The sequence below is a fragment of the Streptomyces sp. NRRL B-1140 genome, from assembly GCF_001280065.1.
In the GTDB taxonomy this organism is placed as follows: domain Bacteria; phylum Actinomycetota; class Actinomycetes; order Streptomycetales; family Streptomycetaceae; genus Streptomyces.
Genome location: NZ_LGEA01000125.1, coordinates 115,685 through 141,402 on the forward strand (window position 1 = coordinate 115,685; position 25,718 = coordinate 141,402).

Annotated in this window: 27 protein-coding genes; 8 read left to right on the plus strand and 19 right to left on the minus strand. The window is 72.9% G+C overall.

The window, feature by feature from the left end:
- Positions 1 to 41: 41 nt before the first annotated feature.
- Entirely contained in the window at positions 42 to 872 is an 831-nt protein-coding gene (locus ADK65_RS30505; RefSeq protein ID WP_053674218.1) for an alpha/beta fold hydrolase, read from the minus strand.
- 107 nt (positions 873 to 979) lie between these two features.
- Positions 980 to 1,633, minus strand: a complete 654-nt coding sequence (locus ADK65_RS30510) for an NADPH-dependent F420 reductase (protein ID WP_053674353.1) — start codon at positions 1,631 to 1,633, stop codon at positions 980 to 982.
- A 110-nt stretch (positions 1,634 to 1,743) separates the two neighbouring features.
- Between ADK65_RS30510 and ADK65_RS30515 the strand changes: the two genes are divergently transcribed.
- Together ADK65_RS30515 and ADK65_RS30520 are read left to right on the plus strand one after the other, a co-directional pair.
- A complete protein-coding gene (locus ADK65_RS30515; protein ID WP_053674354.1) occupies positions 1,744 to 2,628 on the plus strand; it encodes an RNA polymerase sigma-70 factor in 885 nt (294 codons plus the stop codon).
- Positions 2,629 to 2,796: 168 nt separating this feature from the next.
- Positions 2,797 to 3,558, plus strand: coding sequence for a GntR family transcriptional regulator (locus ADK65_RS30520; protein WP_053674219.1), 762 nt, complete (start codon positions 2,797 to 2,799; stop codon positions 3,556 to 3,558).
- Positions 3,559 to 3,658: 100 nt separating this feature from the next.
- On the opposite strand, the gene ADK65_RS30525 is transcribed toward ADK65_RS30520, so the two are convergent.
- The 3 genes from ADK65_RS30525 to ADK65_RS30535 all read right to left on the minus strand — a co-directional run bounded on the left by ADK65_RS30525 (position 3,659) and on the right by ADK65_RS30535 (position 6,745).
- Entirely contained in the window at positions 3,659 to 4,807 is a 1,149-nt protein-coding gene (locus tag ADK65_RS30525; protein ID WP_053674220.1) for an ROK family transcriptional regulator, read from the minus strand.
- 91 nt (positions 4,808 to 4,898) lie between these two features.
- The gene (locus tag ADK65_RS30530) at positions 4,899 to 5,561 is read right to left on the minus strand and encodes a response regulator (RefSeq protein WP_053674221.1); all 663 of its coding nucleotides are present in this window, start codon (positions 5,559 to 5,561) and stop codon (positions 4,899 to 4,901) included.
- Positions 5,562 to 5,575: 14 nt separating this feature from the next.
- Positions 5,576 to 6,745, minus strand: coding sequence for a sensor histidine kinase (locus tag ADK65_RS30535; protein ID WP_053674355.1), 1,170 nt, complete (start codon positions 6,743 to 6,745; stop codon positions 5,576 to 5,578).
- A gap of 114 nt (positions 6,746 to 6,859) precedes the next feature.
- Here ADK65_RS30535 and ADK65_RS30540 point away from each other — a divergent pair, with 114 nt between their 5' ends.
- The 3 genes from ADK65_RS30540 to ADK65_RS30550 are packed head-to-tail and all read left to right on the plus strand — an operon-like array spanning position 6,860 to position 8,995.
- Entirely contained in the window at positions 6,860 to 7,780 is a 921-nt protein-coding gene (locus ADK65_RS30540) for an ATP-binding cassette domain-containing protein (RefSeq protein ID WP_053674222.1), read from the plus strand.
- A gap of 2 nt (positions 7,781 to 7,782) precedes the next feature.
- Positions 7,783 to 8,508 carry an ABC transporter permease gene (locus tag ADK65_RS30545; RefSeq protein WP_053674223.1) on the plus strand — a complete coding sequence of 242 codons (726 nt, stop codon included), beginning with the start codon at positions 7,783 to 7,785 and terminating at the stop codon, positions 8,506 to 8,508.
- A 55-nt stretch (positions 8,509 to 8,563) separates the two neighbouring features.
- On the plus strand, positions 8,564 to 8,995 hold the full coding sequence (locus ADK65_RS30550; protein WP_053674224.1) for a hypothetical protein: 432 nt from the start codon (positions 8,564 to 8,566) through the stop codon (positions 8,993 to 8,995).
- Positions 8,996 to 8,999: 4 nt separating this feature from the next.
- On the opposite strand, the gene mug is transcribed toward ADK65_RS30550, so the two are convergent.
- The 8 genes from mug to ADK65_RS30590 form a co-directional block, all read right to left on the minus strand.
- Complete coding sequence (gene mug, locus ADK65_RS30555; RefSeq protein WP_053674225.1) at positions 9,000 to 9,545, minus strand: G/U mismatch-specific DNA glycosylase; 546 nt, start codon at positions 9,543 to 9,545, stop codon at positions 9,000 to 9,002.
- A 13-nt stretch (positions 9,546 to 9,558) separates the two neighbouring features.
- Positions 9,559 to 11,001: an adenylosuccinate lyase gene (gene purB, locus ADK65_RS30560; protein ID WP_053674226.1), complete on the minus strand. Its 1,443-nt coding sequence runs from the start codon at positions 10,999 to 11,001 to the stop codon at positions 9,559 to 9,561.
- A 92-nt stretch (positions 11,002 to 11,093) separates the two neighbouring features.
- The gene (locus tag ADK65_RS30565; RefSeq protein WP_053674227.1) at positions 11,094 to 11,873 is read right to left on the minus strand and encodes an SGNH/GDSL hydrolase family protein; all 780 of its coding nucleotides are present in this window, start codon (positions 11,871 to 11,873) and stop codon (positions 11,094 to 11,096) included.
- A gap of 108 nt (positions 11,874 to 11,981) precedes the next feature.
- Positions 11,982 to 12,995 carry a hemolysin family protein gene (locus ADK65_RS30570; protein WP_053674228.1) on the minus strand — a complete coding sequence of 338 codons (1,014 nt, stop codon included), beginning with the start codon at positions 12,993 to 12,995 and terminating at the stop codon, positions 11,982 to 11,984.
- Complete coding sequence (locus ADK65_RS30575; RefSeq protein WP_053674229.1) at positions 12,992 to 14,332, minus strand: hemolysin family protein; 1,341 nt, start codon at positions 14,330 to 14,332, stop codon at positions 12,992 to 12,994. The genes ADK65_RS30570 and ADK65_RS30575 overlap by 4 nt, the downstream gene beginning before the upstream one ends.
- Positions 14,333 to 14,508: 176 nt before the next feature.
- Positions 14,509 to 14,934: a GNAT family N-acetyltransferase gene (locus tag ADK65_RS30580; protein WP_053674230.1), complete on the minus strand. Its 426-nt coding sequence runs from the start codon at positions 14,932 to 14,934 to the stop codon at positions 14,509 to 14,511.
- Positions 14,935 to 14,989: 55 nt separating this feature from the next.
- The gene (locus ADK65_RS30585) at positions 14,990 to 17,557 is read right to left on the minus strand and encodes an ABC transporter permease (protein WP_053674231.1); all 2,568 of its coding nucleotides are present in this window, start codon (positions 17,555 to 17,557) and stop codon (positions 14,990 to 14,992) included.
- Between the two features lie 4 nt (positions 17,558 to 17,561).
- The gene (locus ADK65_RS30590; protein ID WP_053674232.1) at positions 17,562 to 18,383 is read right to left on the minus strand and encodes an ABC transporter ATP-binding protein; all 822 of its coding nucleotides are present in this window, start codon (positions 18,381 to 18,383) and stop codon (positions 17,562 to 17,564) included.
- A gap of 133 nt (positions 18,384 to 18,516) precedes the next feature.
- Between ADK65_RS30590 and ADK65_RS30595 the strand changes: the two genes are divergently transcribed.
- Positions 18,517 to 18,792 (plus strand): hypothetical protein, encoded by a 276-nt coding sequence (locus tag ADK65_RS30595; RefSeq protein ID WP_053674233.1) that lies wholly within the window; start codon positions 18,517 to 18,519, stop codon positions 18,790 to 18,792.
- 4 nt (positions 18,793 to 18,796) lie between these two features.
- Positions 18,797 to 19,171 (plus strand): hypothetical protein, encoded by a 375-nt coding sequence (locus tag ADK65_RS30600; protein WP_053674234.1) that lies wholly within the window; start codon positions 18,797 to 18,799, stop codon positions 19,169 to 19,171.
- Here the strand turns inward: ADK65_RS30600 and ADK65_RS30605 are convergent, their stop codons facing one another.
- The 5 genes from ADK65_RS30605 to bioB form a co-directional block, all read right to left on the minus strand.
- A complete protein-coding gene (locus tag ADK65_RS30605) occupies positions 19,172 to 19,846 on the minus strand; it encodes a class I SAM-dependent methyltransferase (RefSeq protein ID WP_053674235.1) in 675 nt (224 codons plus the stop codon).
- 141 nt (positions 19,847 to 19,987) lie between these two features.
- A complete protein-coding gene (gene bla, locus ADK65_RS30610; protein ID WP_063788067.1) occupies positions 19,988 to 20,887 on the minus strand; it encodes a class A beta-lactamase in 900 nt (299 codons plus the stop codon).
- 83 nt (positions 20,888 to 20,970) lie between these two features.
- Complete coding sequence (gene bioD, locus ADK65_RS30615) at positions 20,971 to 21,696, minus strand: dethiobiotin synthase (RefSeq protein ID WP_053674236.1); 726 nt, start codon at positions 21,694 to 21,696, stop codon at positions 20,971 to 20,973.
- A 1-nt stretch (position 21,697) separates the two neighbouring features.
- Positions 21,698 to 22,978 (minus strand): adenosylmethionine--8-amino-7-oxononanoate transaminase, encoded by a 1,281-nt coding sequence (locus ADK65_RS30620; protein ID WP_053674237.1) that lies wholly within the window; start codon positions 22,976 to 22,978, stop codon positions 21,698 to 21,700.
- Positions 22,971 to 24,143 carry a biotin synthase BioB gene (bioB, locus tag ADK65_RS30625; RefSeq protein ID WP_053674238.1) on the minus strand — a complete coding sequence of 391 codons (1,173 nt, stop codon included), beginning with the start codon at positions 24,141 to 24,143 and terminating at the stop codon, positions 22,971 to 22,973. Before bioB ends, ADK65_RS30620 begins: the two co-directional genes overlap by 8 nt.
- 150 nt (positions 24,144 to 24,293) lie before the next feature.
- Here bioB and ADK65_RS30630 point away from each other — a divergent pair, with 150 nt between their 5' ends.
- Positions 24,294 to 25,421, plus strand: a complete 1,128-nt coding sequence (locus ADK65_RS30630) for an 8-amino-7-oxononanoate synthase (protein ID WP_053674239.1) — start codon at positions 24,294 to 24,296, stop codon at positions 25,419 to 25,421.
- 63 nt (positions 25,422 to 25,484) lie between these two features.
- Here the strand turns inward: ADK65_RS30630 and ADK65_RS30635 are convergent, their stop codons facing one another.
- A complete protein-coding gene (locus ADK65_RS30635) occupies positions 25,485 to 25,715 on the minus strand; it encodes a DUF397 domain-containing protein (protein ID WP_053674240.1) in 231 nt (76 codons plus the stop codon).
- Positions 25,716 to 25,718: the final 3 nt, after the last annotated feature.

A 25,718-nucleotide genomic window follows, 5' to 3' on the forward strand; every position in this document is an offset into this window, starting at 1 on the left:
GAGGAGAGACCTTAGAGGCTTCGCCGCCCCTTCGTGCGGGGTCAGCGGCTGCCGTCGAGCACCACCCGGGCCACCAGCGCCGGATCGTCGTTCATCGGAACGTGTCCGCAACCGGGCAGCCGCACCAGCCGGGCCCCGGGTATGACGCCCTTGGCGCGCACACCCTGGCGGGGTATGAGCAGCCGGTCCCGGTTGCCCCACGCCACGGTGACCGGCGTCCCCACGATGTCGTCGGTGAACTGCACCGTCCGGCCGGAGCGCAGCGTCTCGGAGAACCCCTGGGCGCGGGCCAGGGCGAGCGTCTCGGCGACCACGGCCTCGGGCGAACGGCGGCCCGGGCGGGCGTAGATGGTGCTGGTCAGCAGGGTGCGGCCGAGGGCCGGGCGGGCCAGCCGCTCCACCAGGGGCGGCGGCATCCGCCGGGCGATCTGCCGCATGGCCATCAGCACCGTGAAGGCGTAGCGGCGCTCGGCCTCGTTCCAGAACCCGGCGGGGGACAGGGCGGTGACGGAGCGGACGAGCTGCGCCCGGGCCAGGTCCAGCGCCAGCAGACCGCCCAGCGAGTTGCCCGCCACGTGCGGCCGGTCGATCTCCAGCGCTTCGAAGAGGGCGGTCAGGACCGTGCTCATCGTGGGCAGGTCGTGCGCCATGCCGTCGGGGAGCGCCGGCGACGCACCGCAGCCCGGCAGGTCCACGGCGATCACGTCGCGTTCGGCCGCCAGCGCCGGGATCACCGGGTCCCACACCTGCCGGTGGTGACCGATGCCGTGCAGCAGGAGCAGCGGTTCGCCACTGCCCCGGCGCGTGTAGGACAGGGTCACGCTCTGCTCGCCCTGCGCGGAGGCGACTTTGAAGGAGACGGTGGCGGACATGGGGTGCTCCTCGGCTGTACTCGCTGACGGACGCCGTAGACAGCTTGTCAGCAATTACTACCCGCGGGTAGCCCCAGGGGGAGGCGACCTTCGCCGCGCCGGCCCGTTCAACGCGACCGTCGCACCTCCAGGTTGAACGCACCGTGCCCGAACTTCTGGAACAGGTGGGCCCACAGGGGCAGCCACATCTCCACGGCGCGGGCCGCGCGGATGCCGCCGAGGTCCAGCACCCGCTCGGCCGGCCAGCCGAACTCCCCGAGCAGCGCCGTGACCTGCTCCCTGGCGTCCGGGTCGTCCCCGCAGACGAAGACGTTGTGCTCGCCGGGCACGCTGCCCGGATCCACCATCACCCGGCAGTTGACCGTGTTGAGCGACTTCACCACGCGCGCGTGGGGAAAGGCACGCTGGATCTGCTCGCCGACACTGTCCGACTCGACGGGGGACAGCCGCAGCTCGCCCTCCTCGAAAGCCAGCGGGTTGGACACGTCCACGACGACCTTGCCGTCGAGGTTCCGAGCACCCGCCGCCTCCAGCGCGGCCAGGGCCACCCGCCCCCCGACCGCGTTGACCACGACCTCCCCGAACTCCGCCGCCTGTGCGAACGTCCCCGCGCCCGCCCGGGGACCCGCGGCGGCGGCCCACTGCACGGCGGCCGTGTTGTCCGCCGTGCGCGAGCCCAGCCGCACCTCGTGCCCCAGCTCCACCAACCGCCCGCCGAGCGTACGCCCGACCTGTCCCGTGCCCAGCACTCCGTACCGCATCGCCACCTCCGCAGCCGTACCGCCGATCACCGGATCCCTCTCGGCCATTCTGTCCGGCAAGGGGTGATTCCGCCTGGACAGGGCAGCAGCGGTGGGCTGGGATGGAGCCCGTGACCACCGAGACCGCTACCGACGTCTTCGAAGCACACCGCCCCGTCCTGCTGGGCGTCGCCTACCGGATGCTGGGACGCGTGGCCGACGCGGAGGACGTGGTCCAGGAGGCCTGGCTGCGCTGGTCCGGCAGCGACCGCGGCGACGTGCGCGAACGGCGCGGTTACCTCGTGCGGATCACGACCCGCCTCGCCATCGACCGGCTCCGCCGGATCAAGGCCCGCGGCGAGACGTACGTCGGCCCCTGGTTGCCCGAGCCGTACCTCACCGACTTCGGAGACACCGTGCCGGACACCGCCGAGCGTGCCGTGCTCGCCGACTCCGTCTCCCTCGCCGTGCTCGTCGTACTGGAGTCGCTGTCACCGCTGGAGCGGGCCGTGTTCGTGCTGCGCGAGGCCTTCTGCCTCCCCTACGCCGACATCGCCACCATGCTCGACCGCGGCGAACCGGCGGTGCGCCAACTGGCCGGGCGGGCCCGCAAGCACGTCGAGGAGCGACGCCCGCGCTACGAGGTCGACCCCGCCGAGCGCCGGGACCTCACCGAGCGGTTCCTCGCCGCGGCGGCCGGCGGCGACCTCGAGGGCCTCATGGCGCTGCTCGCCCCGGAGGTCCGGCTCGTCGGCGACAGCGGCGGCAAGTCCCGGGCGCCGCTGCGGGTTTTGCGGACCGCCGGCAAGGTGGGCCGCTTCCTCGTCGGCGCCGCGCAGAAGAGCCTGCCCGGCCTGACCGTGCGCTTCCTGGAGCTCAACGGCGGCCCGGCCGCGCTGATCCTCTCCGACGGCAGACCCGACTCCGTCGTCCAGATCGATGTCGCCGACGGCCGCGTCCAGTCCGTCTACATCATCCGCAATCCCGACAAGTTGCGGTCCCTGGACGCCGGTTAGACGCACCGCGGGACCGGCCCACGGCCCTTCATGAACGCCCCGTGAACGTTCCCGGCCATTGGTCTTGACCAAGAATCAGGGCCGCCCTATGGTCGCAGAGAAGTGCAACAACCTTTAATAAACAAGGGCGCCAAAACGTTGCCGACCACGGCGAATGCGGAGGACAGGGTGGGGACCACGCAGCTGGAATCGGTGCAGGAACCGAAGTACTGGCACCTCAAGACCGTGCTCAGTGAGGCGCTCGACTCGGAGTTCTCCGTGGGGGAGATCCTGCCCAACGAGCGCGACCTCGCGGCCCGCTTCGGAGTCGCCCGTGCCACGCTCCGCCAGGCCCTGGAACAACTCGAACTCGAAGGCAGGCTCCAGCGGCGGCGCGGTGTCGGCACGACCGTCGCGCCGCCCCGCGAGGGCGTCTCCCTCGGCACCGGCCCGCAGGCCTGGCCGGGCGGCCCCGAGGACGCCTGGCAGCCCGCCGACTGCACGGCGGCCGTGCCGCCGGCGGGGGTCGCCGACGCGCTGGAGACCGGCCGGGACGAGACCGTGCACATCGTGCGGCGCTCCCGCGTCTCGCACGGCCGGCCGGTGGCCGCGGAGCTGCTGTACATCCCGCGGTCCTCGGTCCCCGAGCTCTCCGGGATCGACGCGCCGTCCGGAGCGGCACGCGCGCGTGCGGTGCTGCGGGAGTTGCAGCGGCTGGAGCTGGAGCGGCAGGAGAACGCGGTGGAACTCGGCTCCGCCGGGGCCGAGGAGGCGAAGGAGCTGGACCGGCTGCCCGGGGCGCCGGTCCTTGTCGTAACGACTCGTTTCATCGCCCTGGGGCGTACTGCTGCGCTGTCCGTGGCGACCTATCGCGCTGATACGTGCCGTCTCACCTTCGGTGATCCGGGGGGAGTCGAGATCCACGCCGGGATTCAGCGGCAGGCTTCCTGACCTTGGCGCCGTGGGCGGTGCGGTGAGTGGGGCGCTGCGGGTTCGTCGTGGCCTGTCGCGCCCACGCGGCGGTGCCGCATGTCGACGGGGTCCCGCACCCCTAAAGGGGGCGCTGCTCCACCGCGAAGAGCTGCTCCTCCACGTGGTCCAAGGCCAGGCGCAGGGCTCCCGTCGCCACGGCCGCGTCCCCCAGGCGCGACAGGGTGACCTCCGGGGGGCGCAGGCAGTAGCGGGCGAGTTCCTCGCGCAGGGGGGTCAGGACGCCGTCCAGGCCCGCCGCCCAGCCGCCGATCACCACCAGCTCCGGGTCCAGGGCGAGGACGAGGGCCGCCACGTCGTGGACGAGGCGCTGAATGAAGCGGTCGACGGCGGCCCGGGCCCGCTGGTCGCCCTCGCGGGCCTGGGCGAACACCCCGGCGACCGCCTGCTCGTCGAGTGGGTGCAGTGGCTCGTCCGTGGTCGACAGGAGCGTCTCGGGCGTCACCCCGCGGCCCAGCAGATGCAGCGCCCCGATCTCGCCGGCCGCCCCGCCGTAGCCGCGGTGCAGCCGCCCCCCGATCAGCGAACCGGCGCCCGGGCTGAGCCCGGCCAGCACGAAGACCACGTCGTCCGACTCGGTGGCCGCTCCTTTCCAGTGCTCTGCCACGACAGCGGCGTTGGCGTCGTTCTCGACCAGGACAGGGCACTTGAACGACCGGCTCAGCCGCTCACCCAGTCGTAGCCCCGTCCACCCCGGCAGCGCCGTGCCCAGCCGCACCGTGCCGTCGGCCTCGACGATCCCGGGCGTCGCCACGCCCACGGCCCGCAGCGAGCCGCGGGCGACCCCGGCCCGTCGCAGCAGCTCGGCGACCGACCCGCGCAGCCGCTCCAGCCGCTCATCGGCCCCGGCCGTCTCGGGGACGTCCTTCGCCTGGGCGCCGATCACCCGGCCGTCCAGGTCGGACAGCAGCGCCGCCACCCGGTGCGCCCCGATCTCCAGCCCCATCAGATACCCGGCCTCCGCCCGGAACCGGAACCGCCGCGCCGGACGCCCCTGCCGCCGGGCAGCCCCCTCCTCGGCCGCCTTCTCGACCACGAGCCCGGCTTCGATGAGTCCTTCGACGACACCTTCGACGGTCGGCCGGGACAGCCCCGTCACCCGGGTGATCTCGGTCAGCGTCGCGCAGTCCGTGGCACGCAGCGCGTGCAGCACCACCGCGGAGTTGATCCTTCGCAGCAGCGAGGGATCCCCGCCGGTCAGCCGCCCCACCGTCCGTCCTCCCAGGTCGTGCGCGTGTTGGCCGGATCGTACTTCGGTCCGGCACACCCCGGCGAGGGGCGGGCCCCGGCCCCGCCCGCCGTCAGCCGGGCGCCACGAACCCCGACTCGTACGCCGCGATCACCGCCTGGGTGCGGTCCCGCGCCCCCAACTTCGCCAGCACCGAGCTGACGTGCGACTTCACGGTCTCGGTACCCACGACCAGCCGGGCGGCGATCTCCGCGTTCGACAGGCCCCGCGCCATCAGCCGCAGCACCTCGGCCTCCCGCTCGGTCAGCTGGGCCCGCTCCAGCACGGCCCGGGCCGCACGGTTCCCGCCGGTCTCGCCGTACTCGGCGGCGAGCTGCCGCACCGAGGCCGGGAACAGCAACGACTCGCCCTCGGCGATCAGCCGCACCGCGTGCACGATCTCGGCGGGCCGGGCCCGCTTGAGCAGGAACCCGTCGGCGCCCGCCCGCAGGGCCTCGTACACGTACTCGTCGTTCTCGAAGGTCGTCACCACGAGGATCCGAGGAGGGGCGTCGACCGTCCGCAGCAGCGCCCGGGTGGCCTCGATGCCGTCCAGCAGCGGCATCCGCACGTCCATGGCGACCACGTCCGGCCGCAGCCGCCGCACGAGCGGGATCACCGCCGCCCCGTCGGCGGCCTCCCCGACGACCTCGATGTCGGGCTGCGCCTCCAGGACGGCCCGCAGACCCGCGCGCACGAGAGGCTCGTCGTCGACGAGGAGAACGGTGACCGGCATCCGGTCAGACTAGATCAACTCAACGGGAGTTCGACATGGACCTGCCAGTCGCCTTCGTCGGGCCCGGTCCGCGCGCGTCCGCCGAGCAGTGCCGCGCGCTCGCGTATACCGCGCAGGCCGCTGCCGCGTCCGGAAGTGGTCGCCCCGGACGGCAGGGGGTTGCGTATCGCGAGGAGCACGGTGGCGTCTGCCACCTGGACGCGGACGCGCACCGGGACCGCGCCCGCGTGCCGCAGCACATTGGTCAGCGACTCCTGGAGGATCCGGTAGCCCTCCCGGGACACCGGCCCGGGCACCGTCTCCACCGGGCCCGTCACCTCGGCGTCGACCTTCGCCCCGGAGGCGCGGGCCGACTCCAGCAGCCGGTCCGCATCCGCCAGGGTCGGCCTCCCGCTCGCCGGTGTCCCCGACTCGCGCAGGACGCCGAGCACCCGCTCCAGATCCTCCAGGGCGGCCCGGCCGGTCTCCTCGATGGCGACCAGCGCCCGGTCGGTGAAGGCCGGATCACCCGCCGCCCGGGCGGCACCCGCCTGCACGACCGCCACCGTGAGCGCGTGCCCGATGGAGTCGTGCAACTCGCGGGCGATCCGGGTGCGTTCCAGGAGCTGGTCCGTACGCTCCTCCAGCGCGGCCAGCCGCTCGGAGGGGGAGGGGCCGAGCAGGCGCAGGGCGACGCGGGTGACGAGGTTTCCCGAACCGACCACGACCGCGGCTGCCAGGACCACGGGCACGGGGACCAGCAGGGCATGCCACCCATGGCGGCCCTCGACGGGCAGCCAGGCGCCGCCTGCCCGCCCACCGCCCAGTGCGGTCGACACCAGGTCCATCGTGAGGAGGAGAAGCTGGACGGCGAGATGCGACGCCAGGGCGCCGAGGACCAGCCTCGTCAGGAGCCAGACCACCATCCGTCCACGGTCGCCCCAGGTGGCCGAGGGGGTGACGACGATCTCCTCGCTCTCGCCCCCGTCCCGACGGCCGGTCAGCAGCAGCCTGGCCTGGAAACCCTCCACGACCCGCATGGCCGGGACCAGGCCGGCGAGGCCGAGCAGCACGGTCGCCGTGCCCACGGTCCACCACGCCTCGTCGATGAACAGCCACAGAGACGGCCACACGATGGCAATCGAGAGATGAAGCCATCGCGTGTACGTCACCGCACGGGTGAACGGACGCAGCATGCGGACCAGGACCATCACGCCATCGTGCCAGCGGCGACCGGCGACGGGCCTCCCCCACAGGGGGGAGACGATCTCCACCACCGGGGGAGGACCGCACCCCGGTCCGGCCGCGACGATGCTGGCATGACCAGCATCGACGTGCAGGACCTCACCAAGGAGTTCGGCGACCGGCGAGCCGTGGACCGGCTCACCTTCCGTGTGCTGCCCGGCCGCGTCACAGGCTTCCTCGGCCCGAACGGAGCCGGGAAATCCACCACCATGCGGCTGGTGCTCGGCCTCGACCGGCCGACCGCCGGTTCCGCCACGATCGGCGGCCGGCCCTACCCGGCGCTGCGTGAACCCCTGCGCCACGTGGGGGCCCTGCTCGACGCGCGGGCCGCGCACGGCTCACGCACCGCCCGCGACCATCTCCGCGTCCTGGCGGCGAGCAACCGCATCCCGGACGCGCGGGTCGACGAGGTCCTGGAGGAGGCGGGCCTGGCGTCGGTGGCCCGGCGGCGGGTACGGACGTACTCCCTGGGCATGCGCCAGCGGCTCGGCATCGCCGCCGCCCTGTTGGGCGATCCCGAGGTCGTCATGCTGGACGAGCCGTCCAACGGCCTCGACCCCGCAGGCATCGTGTGGATCCGGCGGTTGCTGCGCCGCCTCGCGGGAGAGGGCCGCACGGTCCTGGTCTCCAGCCACCTGATGAACGAGACCGCGTCCTTCGCCGACCACCTGGTCGTCCTCGGCCGGGGCCGGCTGCTCGCCGACACCCCGATGCGGGAGTTCATCCACGCACGCGTGCAGCCCCGTGTCCGCATCCGTACGACCGACCCCGGCGCCCTCACATCGGCGCTCGCCCGGCACGGCCGCACGGCCGAGGAACACGCGGACGGACACTGGACCGTGCACGACGCGCGTGTGGACGACATCGGCCGCATCACCTCGGCCTCGGGTGTGCCGGTCCTGGAACTGGCCGCAGAGGAGGGCACCTTGGAGCAGGCCTACTTCGACCTCACCGGGGCCGAGGCCGAGTTCACCGCGCAGCCCCAGGAGGCCTGACCATGGAATGCACACCCCTACTGCGCTCCGAATGGCTGAAGGTCCGCACCCTGCGCTCGCTCCCGGGGGCCCTGCTGGCCCTGCTCGTCGTGACGACGGCGTTCTCCGCGATCGCCGGAATCTCCGATGCCTCGGACCCGGGGTTCGATCCGCTGTTCACGGCCCTGTCGGGCGTCATACCGGGGCAGATCGCGGCCGTCACGTTCGGGGCCATGGCCGTGTCGTCGGAGTTCCACCAGGGCGCGCTGCGGCTCTCCCTGGCCGCAGTGCCGCAGCGCGGACGCTGGTTCGCGGTCAAGGCCGCCGTCATCGCCCTGCCGGCGCTCCTGGTGGGGCTGGTCACGGCCCTCGCCGCCCTCCTGGCAGGGCGGGCCGGGCTCGGCGCGGCGGCCGACGGGCTCAGCACCGGCGAGCAGGTGCGCGGAGTGGTGGGCTGTGGTGTCTACCTGATGCTGATGGCCCTGTTCGCCGCGGGGATCACCACCCTGCTCCGCAGCGGCACGGCCACCCTCTCCCTGCTGATCCCGTTCATCCTCGTCGTCTCGTTCGTGATCGGCGACGCGACGGGCACCGTCGCCGACTTCCTGCCCGACAAGGCCGGGCAGCTGGTCCTCCGGGAGACGTACGACGGCACCCTCGGCCCGTGGTCGGGGCTCGCGGTGACCGCGTTGTGGACGGCCGCGGCCCTGCTCGCGGGAGCCTGGAGCCTACGCCGCAGGGACGCCTGACGGGAAGCCGGATGACGCCCCGCCAAGTGTCAGTGGCGGCGGGTTTACTGGACCCATGAACATCGCACAGCACCTCGCCCTCATCGACGAGCTGTGCCACCGCCCCTTTCCGGCGGAGCACGGCCCGTCGGACGTCGGTGTCTCGGGGCCCGGTCACCACCTCGCGGTGTTAGCGGCCGGGACCGAGGGCGACCCCGGGGCCCGGGCGGTGACCGTCGACCAGTTCGAGAAGGACCGGGACGCGGTCCACGAGCTCCTCGCCTCCCGTTGGGGCGACACGGACCCCTACAACCTGCAGACCGTGCTGCTGCGCACCGAGCGGGAGCACGTACCCGGGCCGTGGGCCGAGTTGAGCGCGCGGGCCGGCGTCGCCCACCTGTGGGAGGTGGAGGGCACGGGCCGCTGGGTCGCCGTGGCGGTCGCGGACCGGGACGCCTCACGCGAGGTCCAGTTGCTGGCTCTGGTCACGGAGACGGACCCGCCGTAGCGGATCAGTCCCCGGCGGCCTCCCGCAGGCGGCCGAACTCCTCGGCCATCGTGTCGAGCGTCCAGTGGGCGTTCAGCCCGCTCGGGTTGGGCAGCACCCACACGCGGGAGTCACCGATCGTCCGGGCCTGCGGCCCCACCCGCGCCGTGCGGTCGTCGAACGCGGCGCGATACGCGGTCACACCGACCACGGCCAGCCAGCGCGGCCGCAGCCGCGCCACCTTCGCCGCGAGCAGCCGCCCGCCCTCGCGGTACTCCTCGGCGCTGAGCTCGTCCGCCCGCGCGGAGGCCCGCGCCACGACGTTGGTGATGCCGAGGCCGTACGACAGCAACTCTTCCTGTTCGGACGGCTTCAGCAGCCTCGGTGTGAACCCGGACCGGTGGAGCACCGGCCAGAAGCGGTTGCCCGGCCGGGCGAAGTGATGGCCCGTCGCGGCCGTCATCAGACCGGGGTTGATACCGCAGAAGAGGACGTGCAGGCCCTCCGCGACCACGTCGGGCACGACGCGGTCGCGGGCGGCCTGCAGTTCCTCGGGCGTGAAACGCACCATCGGGGAAGACGCGTCAGAGGATCGCGCCGGGCGTGTAGCCCGCGGCCTCGGGGTGCTGCTTGACGATCTCCTCGACCCGGGCGACGACGGCGGCGACCTGGTCGCCCGCGGCACCGGTGAAGGACAGCTTGTCGGCCATCAGCGCGTCCAGCTGGTCCCGGTCCAGCGGGATGCGCGCGTCGGCGGCCAGCTTGTCGAGCAGCTCGTTGCGCTCGGCACCCTGCTCGCGCATGGCGAGCGCGGAGGCGACGGCGTTCTCCTTGATCGCCTCGTGCGCGAGCTCCCGGCCCACGCCCGCGCGCACGGCGCCCATGAGGACCTTCGTGGTGGCGAGGAACGGCAGGTAGCGGTCCAGCTCACGGGCGACGACCGCGGGGAACGCGCCGAACTCGTCGAGCACCGTCAGGAACGTCTCCAGCAGACCGTCGAGCGCGAAGAACGCGTCCGGCAGCGCGACCCGGCGCACCACCGAGCAGGACACGTCGCCCTCGTTCCACTGGTCGCCCGCCAGCTCGCCGGTCATCGACGCGTAACCGCGCAGGATCACCATCAGGCCGTTGACACGCTCGCAGGAGCGGGTGTTCATCTTGTGCGGCATCGCCGAGGAGCCGACCTGGCCCGGCTTGAACCCCTCGGTGACCAGCTCGTGCCCGGCCATCAGCCGGATCGTCTTGGCCAGCGACGACGGGGCCGCCGCCAACTGCACCAGCGCGGTGACGACCTCGTAGTCCAGCGAGCGCGGGTAGACCTGGCCGACCGAGGTGAACGCCTGCGAGAAACCCAGGTGCGTGGCGATCCGCTGCTCCAGGTCCGCGAGCTTCGCGGCGTCCCCGCCCAGCAGGTCCAGCATGTCCTGCGCGGTGCCGACCGGGCCCTTGATGCCGCGCAGCGGGTAGCGGCCCAGCAGCTCCTCGATACGGCCGTGGGCGACGAGCAGCTCGTCGGTGGCGGTGGCGAAGCGCTTGCCGAGGGTGGTGGCCTGGGCGGCGACGTTGTGCGAGCGGCCGGCCATGACCAGCTCGCCGTACTCGCCGGCCAGCTTGCCGAGCCGGGCGAGGACGGCGACCGCGCGGTCGCGCACCAGCTCCAGCGAGAGGCGGATCTGGAGCTGCTCGACGTTCTCGGTGAGGTCGCGGGACGTCATGCCCTTGTGCACGTGCTCGTGCCCGGCGAGGTCGTTGAACTCCTCGATGCGCGCCTTCACGTCGTGCCGCGTGACCTTCTCGCGCTCGGCGATGGAGGCCAGGTCGACGGTGTCGAGGACGCGCTCGTAGTCGGCGAGCGCCGCGTCCGGCACCTCGATGCCGAGATCCTTCTGGGCCCGCAGCACGGCGAGCCAGAGCTGCCGCTCCAGCTTCACCTTCTGCTCGGGCGACCAGAGCGTGGCGAGCTCGGCGGAGGCGTAGCGTCCGGCGAGGACGTTCGGGATGCGGGGCTTGGCGGGAGCGGAAGTCACGTGTACGGATTCTACTGTCGATTCCTGCAGGCCAGCGCCGCGGGTGTCTTTGTCGGAACCTACGAGAGTGTCCCGGGCGCGTCCACCTGCGGCTACGCCGGGCCCTCGTACGGCAGCAGCTCCGGTCGCTTCGGGGGCAGCCCGTCGCCCGAGGAGCGGCCCGTCAGGCGGCGGCCTATCCACGGGAGCAGGTGCTGCCGGGCGAACCGGGCGTCCGCCACCCGCCGCACGACCCAGCCCGGTGGCAGCGTCGCCGGCATCGGTGTGTGCCACTCGGCGTCCTCGGGGTCGTGGCCCAGCGTCTGCCAGACCGCCTCGGCGACCCGGCGGTGGCCCTCGGGCGTCAGGTGCAGCCGGTCCACGTCCCACATCCGCGGATCGCTCAGGGAGGGAGCGCCGTACAGATCGACGACGAGTGCGCCGTGCCGGGTGGCCAGGTCGTCGACGCAGGCGAACAGCTCCTCCATGCGGGGACGGAACCGCGCCTGGACCGGGCCCTGCCGCGCCGGGCTGCGCATCAGGACGAGCTGCCGGCACGCGGGGGCCAGCTTCTCCACGGCCTCCGTGAGGAGCCCGCGGACGCGGCCCATGTCGCACTTGGGCCGCAGCGTGTCGTTGAGCCCGCCGACCAGGGTGATCACGTCGGCTCCCATGGCCGCCGCGACATCGACCTGTTCGTCGACGATCTGCTGGATCAGCTTGCCGCGCACCGCGAGGTTGGCGTACCGGAAGCCGGGCGTGCGGGCCGCCATCCGGGCGGCGAGCAGGTCGGCCCAGCCGCGGTAGGTGCCGTCGGGCATCAGGTCCGACATGCCCTCGGTGAAGGAGTCGCCGAGGGCGACCAGGCTGCTGTGGGTGGGGTTCGTCTGCATGGCGACGGAAATGGTATCCCGTGCACATACCCAGCAGTCGGTCGGTCCCGCCGGGCGGGACCGGACCCGCCGACCGAACGGCTCCCACAACCCGCCGGGCCCGCTTCCTCACGCCCGCTGACCGAACAGCTCCCGCAGGACGTCCTCCATGGTCACAAGACCGGCCAGCCGCCCGTCCGCCCCGAGCACGGCCGCGAGGTGCGTACGGCTGCCCCGCATGGCCGTGAGGACGTCGTCCAGTGGCGTGTGCTCGCGCACGCGGGCGATGGGGCGCATGTCCCGCAGCCGGAACGGCACGTCACGCCCGATGGCGTCCAGGGCGTCCTTCACATGCAGGTAGCCGACGATCCGGCGTCCCTCGTCCACCACGGGAAAGCGGGAGAACCCGGACTCCGCCGACAGCCGCTCCAGCTCCTCCGGGGTGACGCCCACACTCGCGTACACCACGCGCTCCAGTGGCAGCACCACGTCCCGCACCGGACGGCGGCCCAGCTCCAGCGCGTCGCGCAGCCGCTCCTGGGCGCGGTCGTCGATCAGGCCGGCCTCGCCGGAGTCCTTCACGATCTGCGCTATCTCCGCGTCCGAGTAGGAGGCGGCGACCTCCTCCCGGGCCTCCACCCGCAGCAGCTTCAGCAGCGTGTTGGCGAACGCGTTCACCGTGAAGATCACCGGACGCAGGGCGCGGGACAGCGCCACCAGGGGCGGTCCGAGCGCCAGCGCGCTGCGGACCGGCTCGGCGAGGGCGATGTTCTTCGGCACCATCTCGCCGAGCAGCATGTGCAGATAGGTCGCCAGCGACAGCGCGATCACGAAGGACACCGCGTGCCCCGCGCCCTCGGGCACGCCCACCGCGTGGAAGACCGGCTCCAGCAGGTGTGCGATCGCGGGCTCGGCCACCACGCCCAGCACCAGCGTGCACAGCGTGATGCCGAGCTGGGCGGCGGCCATCAGCGCGGACACGTGCTCCAGGCCCCACAGCACGCTCTTCGCGCGCCGGTCACCCTGGTCGGCATAGGGCTCGATCTGGCTGCGGCGCACGGAGATCAAGGCGAACTCGGCGCCGACGAAGAAGGCGTTGACGACGAGTGTCGCCAGCCCGATCAGCAGCTGGACGGCGGTCACAGCTCCACCCCCTTCTCGTCGGGCTTGTGGTCGTCGAGAGGGGCGCGCAGCCGCACGCGGGCCGCCCGGCGACCCGTGGCGTCCAGGACCTCCAGGTGCCAGCCGGCGACCTCGAGGGTGTCACCGGCGGCCGGTATCCGGCCGAGCACCGTCGCCACCAGCCCGGCGAGCGTCTCGTAGGGCCCCTCCGGCGGGCGCAGTCCGATCCGTTCCAGGTGGTCCACGCGTGCCGAGCCGTCGGCCGAGTACAGCGCGCGCCCGGACTCGTCGGTGCCGGCCGGCGCCAGGTCGGGTGTCTCGTGCGGATCGTGCTCGTCGCGCACCTCGCCGACGACCTCCTCGACGATGTCCTCCAGGGTGGCCACGCCCGCCGTGCCGCCGTACTCGTCGATCACGACGGCCATCGTGCGCTTGCCGGAGAGCCGGTCCAGGAGCCGGTCGACGGTGAGCGTCTCCGGGACCAGCAGGGGTTCGCGCATCAGCTCGGCGACGTAGATCCGGGTCCGGCGCTCGGCCGGTACCGCCAACACGTCCTTGACGTGGGCCGTGCCGACGACCGAGTCGAGGGTCCCGCGGTAGACGGGGAACCGGGACAGGCCGGTCGCCCGGGTCGCGTTCGCCACGTCCTCCAGGGTCGCCTGCACCTCCAGCGCGACGACCTGCACCCGGGGCGTCATCACGTTCTCCGCCGTCAGGTCGGCGAGGTTCAGCGTGCGCACGAACAGCTCGGCGGTGTCCGCCTCCAGGGCGCCCTCCTTGGCGGAGTGCCGGGCGAGGGCGGCCAGCTCCTGCGGCCCGCGCGCCGAGGCGAGTTCCTCGGCGGGCTCCACGCCGATCCGCCGTACGACCCGGTTCGCCGTGTTGTTGAGGTGAGTGATGAACGGCCGGAACGCGGCACTGAACCAGCGCTGGGCGTTGCCCACGGTCTTGGCGACGGTCAGCGGCGAGGAGATCGCCCAGTTCTTGGGGACCAGCTCGCCGACGACCATCAGGAACACCGTGGACAGGGCGGTGCCGATCACCAGCGCGATGCTGTGCGACGCCGAACGCGAGACGCCGAGGTCCTCCAGCGGTCCGGCGATCAGGGCGGCGATCGACGGCTCGGCGAGCATGCCGACCACCAGATTCGTGACCGTGATGCCGAGCTGCGCCCCGGACAGCTGGAACGTCAGGTTCCGTACGGCCTTCAGCGCACCCTGCGCGCCTCGCTCGCCGCGCTCGACGGCCTGCTCCAGCTCGGCGCGCTCGACCGTGGTGAGGGAGAACTCGGCCGCCACGAAGGCGCCGCAGGCGAGCGAGAGCGCGATCGCCGCCAGCAGGAGGAGCACTTCGGTCATCGGTTCACCCCCGTTCCATGGTTCTCCAGGACGGGGCGGATCGCGCGGTGCCGCGCGCGGGGAGGCTCGCCCATGGGCGGAGGCTCACAACCTTTCATGCAGGACCGAGTGGCCATTCAAGAGTAAAGGATGGGCAAAGTCCGCCTGCGGTCGCGATCACGGCCTCACGGCCGCGACTACTTGGTGAGCGGCTTCACCCAGCGTCGCCACTGCTCCTCTGCCCCGTATCCGGCCGCTCCCCACGTCCGGTGCGCGGTCTCGTTGCGCGTGAGCACCATCGCGTCCGCGCGGCGCCCGCCGAGCCGCACGAACCGCTCCTCCGCGGCGGCGAGCAGCGCGGTCGCGATGCCCCGGCGGCGGTGCTCCGGGTGCACGGCCAGCCGGTACAGATGGCAGCGCCAGCCGTCGAACCCGGCGATCACCGTGCCCGCCAGTTCGCCGCCCCGCTCGGCCAGGATCAGCGCCTCGGGGTCGCGTGCCACCAGCCGCTCCACCCCGCCGCGGTCGTCGCTGATGCTCGTGCCTTCGGCGGCCACCTTCCAGAAGGCCAGAACGGTGTCGAGGTCCTCGGGCGTCGCGGCCCGGATGCGCAAGTCGGTCATGCCAAGATCACAGCACTCGCGCCCGCCCGCGTCAGACCGTTTCACCATCCGGATGTCACTCGTGCGCGATCGCCGCCAGGACGTTCATGCGTGAGGCGCGCAACGCCGGCAGCAGCGCCGCCACGACCCCGACCACCGCCGATCCGGCCACCACCAGCACGATCGTGACCCACGGGATCGCCAGGACCGTCATGCCCTGAAGTGCCAGCACCCGATGCATGGACACACCCCAGACCAGCCCCAGCGCCAGCCCGAGGACCGCGCCGAACACCGCGATCACCACCGACTCCAGCCGGATCATCCGCCGCAGCTGACGCCGGGCCAGCCCGATCGCCCGCAGCAGCCCGATCTCCCGGGTGCGTTCGACGACCGACAGCGCGAGGGTGTTGACCACGCCCAGCACCGCGATGATGATCGCCAGTCCGAGCAGCGCGTACACGAGGTACAGCAGGACGGCGATCTGGTCGTGCACCAGCTGCTTGTAGTCGGCCAGATCCCGCACCTGAACCTGCGGGTACCGCTCCAGGGTCTTCTCCAGGTGCGCGCGCAGATCGTCGTCGCTCGTGCCGGCGGAGGCGTTGACGTACAGCGCGGAGTCCCGCCCGCCCGGCGCGTACCGCTCCAGGGTGTCCAGCCCGAAGAACAGCCCGCCCTGGGTGCCGAACCCCTCGGCGGTGTCCTGGTCGGTGAGCGCGCCGACCGTCAGCCCGGCCCTGCGGCCCCCCGGGAACTCCACCGGGAGGACGCTGCCCACGCGTACGCCGTGGTCGCGTGCGAAGTCCCGGTCCATGGCCAGGTGCCCGCGTGCGAGCGCGGCCGCCGAGTCCCCTTGTGCGTAGGTGATATCGGCGACCTCGTCGAGCCGCGGATCGTAGCCCGCCGCAGTCGTCTCCACGCGGTCGCCGTCCGGGAGGCGCACCGCGACCGGTGTGAACCTCCCGCGCACGACCAGGCCCACACCGTCGGTGCGGCGCACCTTGTCGGTGACCTCCTGCGGGAACGGCTGGAAGTTGGTGTTCTGCACGACGAAATCGGCGCCGAGCGTCGTGTCGATCTGCCGGTCGAACGACGCGGTCATCGACTCGCTCGCCACCGACATCCCGCCGACCAGGGCGATCCCCACCATCAGCGCCGCCGCGGTGGCTCCGGTGCGGCGGGGATTGCGCAGGGCGTTGCGCTGGCTCATCCGGCCGACCGGACCGAACAGCGCGGGGAAGGCCGCGCCCAGCACCCGGATCACCGGACGCACCAGCAGCGGCCCGGCGATCACCGTCGCGATCAGGGTGAGCACCACGCCTAGCCCGAGCAATGACGCCGCCGACGACGTCTGCCGGGACACCGCGCAGCCCGCGAGGGCCGCCACGCCGGCCGCCCCGACGATGGCGCCCGCCACCGCACGCACCCGCAGTGGCCGGCCCACCCCGGCCACCTCGGCGTCCGAGAGCGCGGCCATCGGCGAGACGCCCGCGGCCCGCCGGGCCGGGAGGTACGCGGCGACGAAGGTGACGCCGAGCCCGACCACGTACGCCGCCACGGGGGTCGCCCAGCCGATCTGCATCTCGTCGGCGTCGATGTTCATGCCGAGCGTGCCCATCAGCCCGATGAGCCCGGCCGCCAGCCCGATGCCCGCGGCGAGCCCCAGTGTGGAGCCGACCAGCCCGAGCAGCAGCGCCTCGGTGAGCACCGAGGCGCGGACCTGGCGGCGGTCGGCGCCCAGAGCGCGCAGCAGGCCCAGCTCACGGGTGCGCTGGGCGATGAGCATGGAGAAGGTGTTGACGATCAGGAACACGCCGACCAGGACGGCGACCCCGGCGAAGCCGAGCATCACGTACTTGATGACGTCGAGGAACCCGCCCAGCTGCTCCACGTCCGACTCGGCCTGTTCGCCGGCCGTCCTGAAGTCGTAGGTGTGCGCGCCGAGCGCGTCGGCCACGCGCTGCTTCAGCCGGTCGTCGCCGACCCCCTGAGCCGCGTCGACCGAGATGCTCGTGGCCGTGCCCGTCCGGCCCAGCAGCTTCCGCTGGGCGGTGGGGGTGTCGAAGTAGAGGAGTGCGGATCCGGGGTTCGTGGTGGTGAACGTGACGATGCCGACCACCCGGACCCGGAACGAGCCGGGCGGTGCGATGACCGTGAGGGTGTCACCGATGTGCACGTTCCTGCGGCCGGCGGTCTCGGAGTCGAGCAGCGTCTGCGCGGATCCGCGCGGGGCATGGCCCGAGGTCAGTCGCACGGGGCTGCGCTCGTTGGGGTTCCAGGCGTAGCCGAGCGTCGGCGCCCCGGTGGTCGGGCCCACGGGTTCGTTGTCCTGGTTCACGACCGTGAGGCCGTTCACCTTCACATCGGCGCGGGCCGCCGCGACCCCGTCGACCTGCCGGACCCGTGCGGCGAGCGCGGCGGGCAGGGTGGCCGTCCGGCCCGACGGCAGCGCTTCGTCGAGGTCCTTCTTCGGGCTGACGGTGACATCGGCCGCGGTGGAGGCGAACAGCCGGTCGAACGTGCGGCTGACGGTGTCCGAGAAGATCAGGCTCCCCGTGACGAACGCCACGGACAGCAGGACGGCGAGCGCCGAGAGCAGCAGCCGCCCCTTGTGTGCCAGAAAGCTCCGCAGGGTCGCCTTGAGCACGGGCTCAGTTCTCCTCGGGCGACACCGGGGCGCCGGTGTCCTCGGAGCGGGTGCGGATCACGTCGAACCTCTTCATCCGCTCCAGGACCGCATCCGCCGTCGGGCGCCGCATCTCGTCGACGATCCGGCCGTCCCCGAGGAAGAGCACCAGGTCAGAGTGGGCGGCGGCGCCCGGGTCATGGGTCACCATGACGACCGTCTGCCCGAGCCGGTCCACCGCCTCGCGCAGAAAGCCGAGCACTTCCAGCCCGGCGCGCGAGTCGAGGTTGCCGGTCGGTTCGTCAGCGAAGATCAGCTCGGGCCGGGAGGCCAGAGCCCGGGCACAGGCCACGCGCTGCTGCTGCCCGCCGGAGAGCTGCGAGGGACGGTGCCCCAGCCGGTCCCGCAGGCCCAGGGTGTCGATCACCTGGTCCAGCCACTTCCCGTCCGGTGTCCGGCCCGCGATGTCCATGGGCAGGGTGATGTTCTCCAGCGCGTTCAGGGTCGGGATGAGGTTGAACGACTGGAACATGAACCCGATCCGGTCCCGGCGCAGCCGCGTCAGCTCGCGCTCCCTCAGTCCGGTGATCTCCGTGTCGCCCAGCCACACCTGACCGGCCGAGACGGTGTCGAGCCCGGCCAGGCAGTGCATCAGCGTGGACTTCCCGGACCCCGACGGGCCCATCACCGCGGTGAACCGGCCCCGGACGACGTCCACGTCGACCGAGTCGAGCGCGAGCACGGCCGTCTCGCCCGCGCCGTACGCCTTGGTCAGACCGCGGGCGCGGGCCGCGATCCCGTCGGCCGGCGCGAGGCCGGGAGCGTGCTCCGCAGCGGGTGTGGACAAGGCTGCCTCCTCTGGAGGGACGTCAGGGCCCCGACCCTGCCCGAGAGTAATGTGACTCGGCCCACACTCGGTATCCTCCGCGGGTCGGACACCGCCCTTGCCGGTGCTAGCACCTCGGCGCTAGCTTCGAGGTATGGCGAAGACCCAGCTGAACGTACGCGTCGACGAGGGCACCGCCCGCGCCGCCCGTGAACGCGCCCTGGCCCGCGGCATGAGCGTCAACCGCTACATCGAGGAGCTGGTCAGGCAGGACACCGGCGAGGTGGGCCACACCTTCGTGGAGGCCGCAGCGGACTTCATGAAGCAGTACGAGTCCGTCTTCGCCGAGGAGTTCGACGGAGGTGGCTCCGCTCGAACGAGACCGCGAGTGGGGGAGGACCGCGAGGACACGCGCGAAGGTCGCCACTGAACCGTTGGACGACCTCGAGATCGACCTCGCCTGGCTCCTGATGCTCGCCGAGCAGAAGACCCCGGGGGACCCCCAGGTCACCGACTGGGGAGCCCTCGTCGCCGCCGTCGCCCGCCACCGGGCCGCCGTGTTCGACGTCCCCGTCTACGACGGCCCGTACGCCCGCGCCGCCGCCCTGCTCCAGCTCCTGATCCACGTCCCCGCGCTGGAACGCTCCAACGCCCTGTTCGCCTCCGCCGTCGCCTACGCGTACCTCGTCGCCAGCGGGGTCAAGGTCGTCACCTCGCCCGAGCAGGTCCGCGACCTCGCCCAGTTGGTCAAGCGCGGCGAGGCCTCCGTGCGGGAGATCGAACAGGAGCTGCGTCAGTGGAGCCTGTGATCACCCTGCGACCGGACGCCAGGCGGTCCCGAGCACGCAGTACGAGGTGGGCAGCCGCGGCCCCTCCTCCGGCATCAGCACCTGCCGGTAGGGGCCGAGTTCGAACCCGGCGTCCCGCAGCGCCCGCACCGGCTCCCGCGCCACATGGCAGCCCCCGCTCAGCACCGGCCACACCGTCCGGTCCAGCGCCTGCTGCGCGAAGGCCATGGCCCGGCCGCCGCCCCGGCCGTGCTCGAAGAACCGCACCTCGCCGCCCGGCCGCAGCACCCGCCGCAGCTCCGCGAGCGCCCGGGGCACGTCCCGCACACTGCACAGCACCAGCGACACCACGGCCGCATCGAAGCCCTCGCTCTTGACCGGGAGTGCCTCGGCCGCGCCCGGCACCACGTCCACCGGCACGTCGGCCCGCAGCGCGGCCTCCACGGCCAGGCGCCGCAGCCGTCGCTCCGGTTCGATGGCGACGACCTCCGCGACGGTGCCCGGGTAGTGCGCGAAGTTCAGCCCGTTGCCCGCGCCGATCTCGATCACCCGCCCCGACAGCCCGTCGAGCAGTCTCCCGCGTAGCGGGCCCATGCCCATCCGGGTCTCGGCGGCCACGCTGATCCGGGCGTAGCAGCGGGCGAACAGCGGATGGTGCACGGCATCCCGTGGCACCTTGCCGGAGCGGAGCGGCATGGGGAACCTCCCTGACGAGGCCGGGCCTTGCGCCTTACCGGGATTGTCCCCCGGACGAGCCCGGCGCATCCCCGCCGCCTGCCGCAGGAGTACGCGGCCCCGCGCGGGCCGGGCAGGGCCCGGGCGGGGCCGGTCCGCCCGCTAGGCGAGTTCCGCCGCCAGCAGCGCGGCCGTGCGGGCCACCAGCGGGTTGTCGCCCGGGGCGTCCTCCTCCGGCTGGGTGGTCAGCACCGACATCACGATCGGCGGGCCGTCCGGCGGCCAGGTGATGCCCACGTCGTTGTTGCTGCCGTACTGCCCGCCACCCGTCTTGTCGGCGAGCAGCCAGTCGGCCGGCAGACCCTTGCGGAACCTCTCCAGGCTCGTGGTGTTGCGCAGCAGCCAGTCCGTGAGCCGGGACCGGTCCCGGGGCTCGAGCGCGTCGCCGAGCACCAGCCGGGCGTAGGTCAGGCCGATGGCACGCGGCGAGGTCGTGTCGGTGACGCGCCACGGCTCCGCGGAGTTGAGCGCGGGCTCCCAACGGTCCAGCCGGGTGACGCGGTCACCCGTCGAGCGGGCGAAGCGCGTGATCGCGGTCGGTCCGCCCAGCTCCTTCAGCAGCAGGTTGCCCGCGGTGTTGTCGCTGAAGCGGATGGTGGCGTCGCACAGTTCGGCGACGGTCATGCCGGTCGCGACGTGGTCCTTGGTGACGGGGGAGTGTTGCGAGGCGTCGACGCAGGCCTGGGTGTAGTGGATGCGCCGGGCCAGGAACTCCCCGTCGCGGTCGAGGTCGCGCAGCACGGCCGCGGCGGCCAGCGTCTTGAACAACGAGGCCATGGGGAAGCGCTCGTCGGCCCGGTACACCACCGTCCGGCCGGTGCGCATGTTGCGGGCGTACACGCCCAGCCGGGCGGTGTGCTCTCGTTCCAGGTCCCGCAGCCGCGCGGTGACACCGGCGGTGCGGGTCGACGCCCGGGCCGCGCCGCCGCCCAGCGTGAGAGCGGCGGCCGTGCCGAGCGCGAGAGCCGTACGGCGGGACGGGCGTAATCCGTTCGCGTGCAAGGTGGTCCCTTCGGAGGCGATCAGTACGTGATGCACCACGCGAGCACGCCCGCGCCGGTTCCACCGCGCTCCCCTCCGGCCCCTCAGAACGCCCCGGGCGCCTCCCGTACCCGGAACGCCTCCGCGTCCCACGAGCCGTCCAGCCGGGGCGCCAGCCACTGCGGCGCGGCCGCCCGGAAGACGGTGGGGGCGAGGACGCCCGACCCGGCCGGGACCGAGCCCAGCAGCGGGGCCCCGGCCACGTCCGGCAGGTCCGCCAGATTGCAGCGGGCGGCGAGATCCGGGGCCGTGGGCCAGCTCCCGATGACGATCCCGGCCGGCTCCAGCCCCCGGGAGCGCAGTTCACGCGCCGTCAGTTCCGTCGAGTTCAGCGTGCCGAGTCCGGCCGGCGCCACGACCAGCACCGGCGCCGACAGCAGCCGCGCCGCGTCCGCCAGGGTCCCTCCGGCCGCGTCGAACCGTACGAGCAGTCCGCCCGCCCCTTCGACCAGCACCAGATCGTGCTCGGTGGCCAGTTTGGCGGCGGCCTCCGCGACCTCGTGCGGATGGACCGGGGCCAAGCCCGCCCGGCGCGCCGCGGTGGCCGGGGCCAGCGGCTCGGGGTAGCGGGCGAGTTCGGCCGTCGTCACCGGGCCCGCCAGGCGCGCCACCTCGGCGGCGTCCCCGGGCTCGTCCGGCCGTACGCCCGTCTGCGCGGCCTTCAGCACGGCCACCGACCGGCCCGCCGCCAGCGCCGTCGCTGCGACGGCGGCGGTCACCACCGTCTTGCCGACCTCCGTGCCCGTGCCCGTGATCACCAGTACCGGCATGTCATCCCTCCCGAGCGGCCGCGCACACGGCGCGCGCGATCCGCGCCAGGTCCGCGTCGCCCGTCACGTACGGCGGCATGGTGTAGATCAGATCGCGGAACGGCCGCAGCCACACGCCTTCGCGCACGGCCGCCCGCGTCGCCGCCTGCATGTCCACAGCGTGGTCCAGCTGGACGACGCCGATGGCGCCGAGGACGCGCACGTCCTTCACCCCGGGCAGGTCCGAGGCGGCCGAGAGCCCCTCCCGCAGTCCCGTCTCGATCCGCCGGACCTCCCCGAGCCAGTCCTGGCCGAGCAGCAGCCCGATCGAGGCGCAGGCCACGGCGGCGGCCAGCGGGTTGCCCATGAAGGTGGGTCCGTGCGCGAGCACCGGCACCTCGCCCCGGGAGATGCCGTCGGCCACCCGAGCGGTGCACAGGGTCGCCGCCATGGTCAGGTAGCCGCCGGTCAGCGCCTTGCCCACGCACATCACGTCCGGCGTGACGGCCGCGTGCTCCGCCGCGAACATCGCACCCGTACGGCCGAACCCGGTCGCGATCTCGTCGAACACCAGCAGCACGTCGTGCGCGTCGCACGCCTCGCGCAGCACCGGCAGATACGCGGGGGAGTGGAAGCGCATCCCGCCCGCCCCCTGCACCACCGGCTCGACGATCACCGCCGCCAGTTGACCGGCGTGCCGCTCGATCAGCGACCGCAGGTGCTCGGCGTACGCCTCCTCGTACTCCGCCGGCGGCGGGTCGGCGAACACCTGGCGTTGCAGCACCCCGGTCCACAGGTCGTGCATCCCGCCCTCGGGATCGCACACCGACATCGGCTGCCAGGTGTCACCGTGGTAGCCGCCGCGCCAGGTGAGAAGCCGCTGTTTGCCCGGGCGGCCCAGCGAACGCCAGTACTGCAGGCACATCTTGACCGCGACCTCGACCGACACCGACCCGGAGTCGGCCAGGAAGACGTGCTCGAGGCCTTCGGGTGACATGTCGACAAGGAGCTTCGCCAGCCGCACGGCGGGCTCGTGGGTGAGCCCGCCGAACATCACATGGGACATCCGCCCGAGCTGCTCGTGGGCGGCCTCGTTGAGGACCGGGTGGTTGTAACCGTGGATCGCCGACCACCAGGACGACATCCCGTCGACCAGTTCTCCCGAGCCGTCGGCCAGCCGCAGCCGCACCCCGCTCGCCGACTCCACGACGAGCGGTTCCTGCCGCCCGGGCATCGGGCCGTACGGATGCCACACGTGCCGCCGGTCCAGCTCCAGTAGTTGGGATACGGCAGGCTCAGGCATTGGGAGCGAGGTCCGTCCCCGCGCCCCGGCGGCGCACGGCGACCAGGTCGGTCCGCGGTGCGGCGCCCGTGGAGGAGTCGGCGACCTGCGGCTCTTCGCCGGAGCCGCATGCCCCGCCGCCGGAACCGCACACCCCGCCCCCGTCGTGGCAGCCGTCGGCCGCCCGGTGCTCGGGCAGCGTCACCTGGCCGGTGCCCTCCACCTCGAACCCGGCGTCCGCGATCATCTCCAGGTCGGCCTTGCCCGCCTGGCCCTCACTGGTGAGGTAGTCACCGAGGAAGATCGAGTTGGCCAGGTGCAGGGCGAGCGGCTGCATCGTGCGCAGGTGGACTTCGCGCCCGCCCGCGATCCGCACCTCGACGTCCGGGCAGACGAACCGCGTCATCGCCAGGATCCTGAGGCACCGCTGCGGCGTCAGGTTCCACTCCTTGCCGAGCGGGGTGCCCTCGAACGGGATCAGGAAGTTGACCGGAACCGAGTCCGGGTCCAGCTCACGCAGCGAGAAGACCACGTCCACCAGGTCCTCGTCCGTCTCGCCCATGCCGGCGATCAGCCCCGAGCAGGCGGACAGACCGGCCGCGTGCGCCTTCTGCACGGTGTCGACGCGGTCCTCGTAGGTGTGCGTGGTGGTGATCTCGCCGTACGTCGCCTCGGACGTGTTCAGGTTGTGGTTGTAGGCGTCGGCGCCGGCCTCGCGCAGCCGCTCCGCCTGGCCGTCGGAGAGCAGTCCGAGGCAGGCGCACACCTCGACGCCCTCGTTGTTGTCCTTGATCGCCTTGATCGTCTCGGAGACCCGGTCCACGTCCCGGTCGGTCGGGCCGCGTCCGCTCGCCACCAGGCACACCCGCTTGGCCCCGCCGGCCACCCCGGCCGCCGCCGCGTCGGACGCCTGGTCGGGCTTCAGCCAGGTGTACTTCAGGATCCCGGCCGTCGAGCCGAGCCGCTGCGAACAGTACGAGCAGTCCTCGGGACACAGGCCGGACTTGAGGTTGACGAGATAGTTCAGTTTCACCCGTCGGCCGAACCAGTGCCGGCGCACCTTTCCGGCCGCGGCCACCACATCGAGCAGGTCGTCGTCGGACGTCGCGAGGACGGCCAGAGCCTCGTCGCGGGTCGGCAGCTCGCGCCGAAGCCCCTTGTCCACCAGCGTGTTCAGCAGGTCCATGGAAGCCGATCCTGTCCTAAGGAGGTGCCCGGGGCAAAGGAGAGTTCGCACAACAGAGTCGCTTCGAGGTGTGGGTATTGCCACACAGTGACCTGCTGGTGATCCCGCTAGTGTCTGTGCACTGCCTACAAATTCCCCGGAGGACCACCCATGGCGTTCGGCTGGATCGACGAGCAGGCGCAGCTGCGTGCCCGCGCCGGACTCGTCCGGACTCTGCGCCCCCGTCCGGCCGACTCGCCGCTCCTCGACCTGGCGAGCAACGACTACCTCGGTCTGGCCCGCCACCCCGAGGTCACCGAGGGCGCCGCCCGGGCCGCGCGCGACTGGGGCGGCGGCTCCACCGGCTCCCGGCTCGTCACCGGCACCACCGAACTGCACACCGAACTGGAGCGGGAACTGGCCGATTTCTGCGGTTTCCAGGCGGCACTCGTCTTCTCCTCCGGTTACGCCGCCAACCTCGCCGCGGTCACCGCGCTGGCCCCGCACGGCTCACTGATCGTCTCCGACGCGGGCAACCACGCCTCGCTGATCGACGGCTGCCGGCTGGCCCGCGGCACCACCCAGGTCGTGGCGCACGCCGAGCCGGACGCCGCGCGCAAGGCGCTGGCCACCCACGAGGGCACGGCCATCGCCGTGTCCGACACGGTCTTCTCGGTCGACGGCGACGCGGCCCCCCTCGCCGCCCTGGCCGAGGCCTGCCGGGAGCACGGCGCGGGGCTGGTCGTCGACGACGCCCACGGATTGGGCGTTCTCGGCGACGGCGGCCGCGGCGCTCCGCACGCCGTGGGCCTCGCGGGCGCGGACGACGTCGTCGCGACGGTCACGCTGTCCAAGTCGCTCGGCAGCCAGGGCGGAGCCGTCCTCGGCCCGGCCCGGGTCGTCGACCACCTCGTCAACGCGGCCCGGACCTTCATCTTCGACACCGGACTCGCCCCCGCGGCGGCGGGGGCGGCCCTGTCGGCCCTGCGGCTGCTGCGCCGTGAGCCGCAGCGGGCGGCGCGGGCCCGCGCGGTGGCGGGTGAACTGCACGCACGCCTGACCGCCGCGGGCCTGGAAGCGGTCCGTCCGGACGCCGCGGTGGTCTCGGTGCGGGCGCCCTCTCCCGAGGACGCCGTGCGCTGGGCGGCGCAGTGCCGCGCGGCCGGCCTGGCCGTGGGGTGTTTCCGGCCCCCTTCCGTGCCGGACGGCATCTCACGGCTCAGGCTGACCGCACGCGCCGACCTGACCGGTCAGCAGATCGATCGCGCTGTACGGCTGATCGGCGAGACGCGGCCATGAGTCGGCGTGACACGGCCGTGCGTCGCACGATGAGGGTCTGATCGAACGCGCCCGGTGGCGCGTCTACATACGGTCCACGCCGGCCGTGAAGGCCGCCCAGCTCCCCCTGGAGAAGAGCAGCGCGGGTCCGGCTGGATCCTTGGAGTCGCGCACGGCGAGCAGTCCGGCCCAGGGCGGGGTGTCCGGACGGGCGGTCTCGACGCAGTTGTTCGCGCCGGTGCTGTAGCTGCTGCGCACCCACCGCACATCGTGCAGTTCGATGCTTGAGGGGACGTGACGAGGCAGTGCACGCATGGT

Bases quoted from the DNA above. Each gene is read 5' to 3' on its own strand.
- ADK65_RS30510 (WP_053674353.1), bottom strand. From the start codon at position 1,633: ATGCGGTACGGAGTGCTGGGCACGGGACAGGTCGGGCGTACGCTCGGC.
- ADK65_RS30620 (WP_053674237.1), bottom strand. From the start codon at position 22,978: ATGCCTGAGCCTGCCGTATCCCAACTACTGGAGCTGGACCGGCGGCAC.
- mug (WP_053674225.1), bottom strand. From the start codon at position 9,545: ATGGTGCGTTTCACGCCCGAGGAACTGCAGGCCGCCCGCGACCGCGTC.
- ADK65_RS30505 (WP_053674218.1), bottom strand. From the start codon at position 872: ATGTCCGCCACCGTCTCCTTCAAAGTCGCCTCCGCGCAGGGCGAGCAG.
- ADK65_RS30540 (WP_053674222.1), top strand. From the start codon at position 6,860: ATGACCAGCATCGACGTGCAGGACCTCACCAAGGAGTTCGGCGACCGG.
- ADK65_RS30565 (WP_053674227.1), bottom strand. From the start codon at position 11,873: ATGCAGACGAACCCCACCCACAGCAGCCTGGTCGCCCTCGGCGACTCC.
- bioB (WP_053674238.1), bottom strand. From the start codon at position 24,143: ATGGACCTGCTGAACACGCTGGTGGACAAGGGGCTTCGGCGCGAGCTG.
- bioD (WP_053674236.1), bottom strand. From the start codon at position 21,696: ATGCCGGTACTGGTGATCACGGGCACGGGCACGGAGGTCGGCAAGACG.
- ADK65_RS30580 (WP_053674230.1), bottom strand. From the start codon at position 14,934: ATGACCGACTTGCGCATCCGGGCCGCGACGCCCGAGGACCTCGACACC.
- ADK65_RS30595 (WP_053674233.1), top strand. From the start codon at position 18,517: ATGGCGAAGACCCAGCTGAACGTACGCGTCGACGAGGGCACCGCCCGC.
- ADK65_RS30635 (WP_053674240.1), bottom strand. From the start codon at position 25,715: ATGCGTGCACTGCCTCGTCACGTCCCCTCAAGCATCGAACTGCACGAT.
- ADK65_RS30545 (WP_053674223.1), top strand. From the start codon at position 7,783: ATGGAATGCACACCCCTACTGCGCTCCGAATGGCTGAAGGTCCGCACC.
- ADK65_RS30605 (WP_053674235.1), bottom strand. From the start codon at position 19,846: ATGCCGCTCCGCTCCGGCAAGGTGCCACGGGATGCCGTGCACCATCCG.
- ADK65_RS30530 (WP_053674221.1), bottom strand. From the start codon at position 5,561: ATGCCGGTCACCGTTCTCCTCGTCGACGACGAGCCTCTCGTGCGCGCG.
- ADK65_RS30550 (WP_053674224.1), top strand. From the start codon at position 8,564: ATGAACATCGCACAGCACCTCGCCCTCATCGACGAGCTGTGCCACCGC.
- ADK65_RS30575 (WP_053674229.1), bottom strand. From the start codon at position 14,332: ATGACCGAAGTGCTCCTCCTGCTGGCGGCGATCGCGCTCTCGCTCGCC.
- ADK65_RS30630 (WP_053674239.1), top strand. From the start codon at position 24,294: ATGGCGTTCGGCTGGATCGACGAGCAGGCGCAGCTGCGTGCCCGCGCC.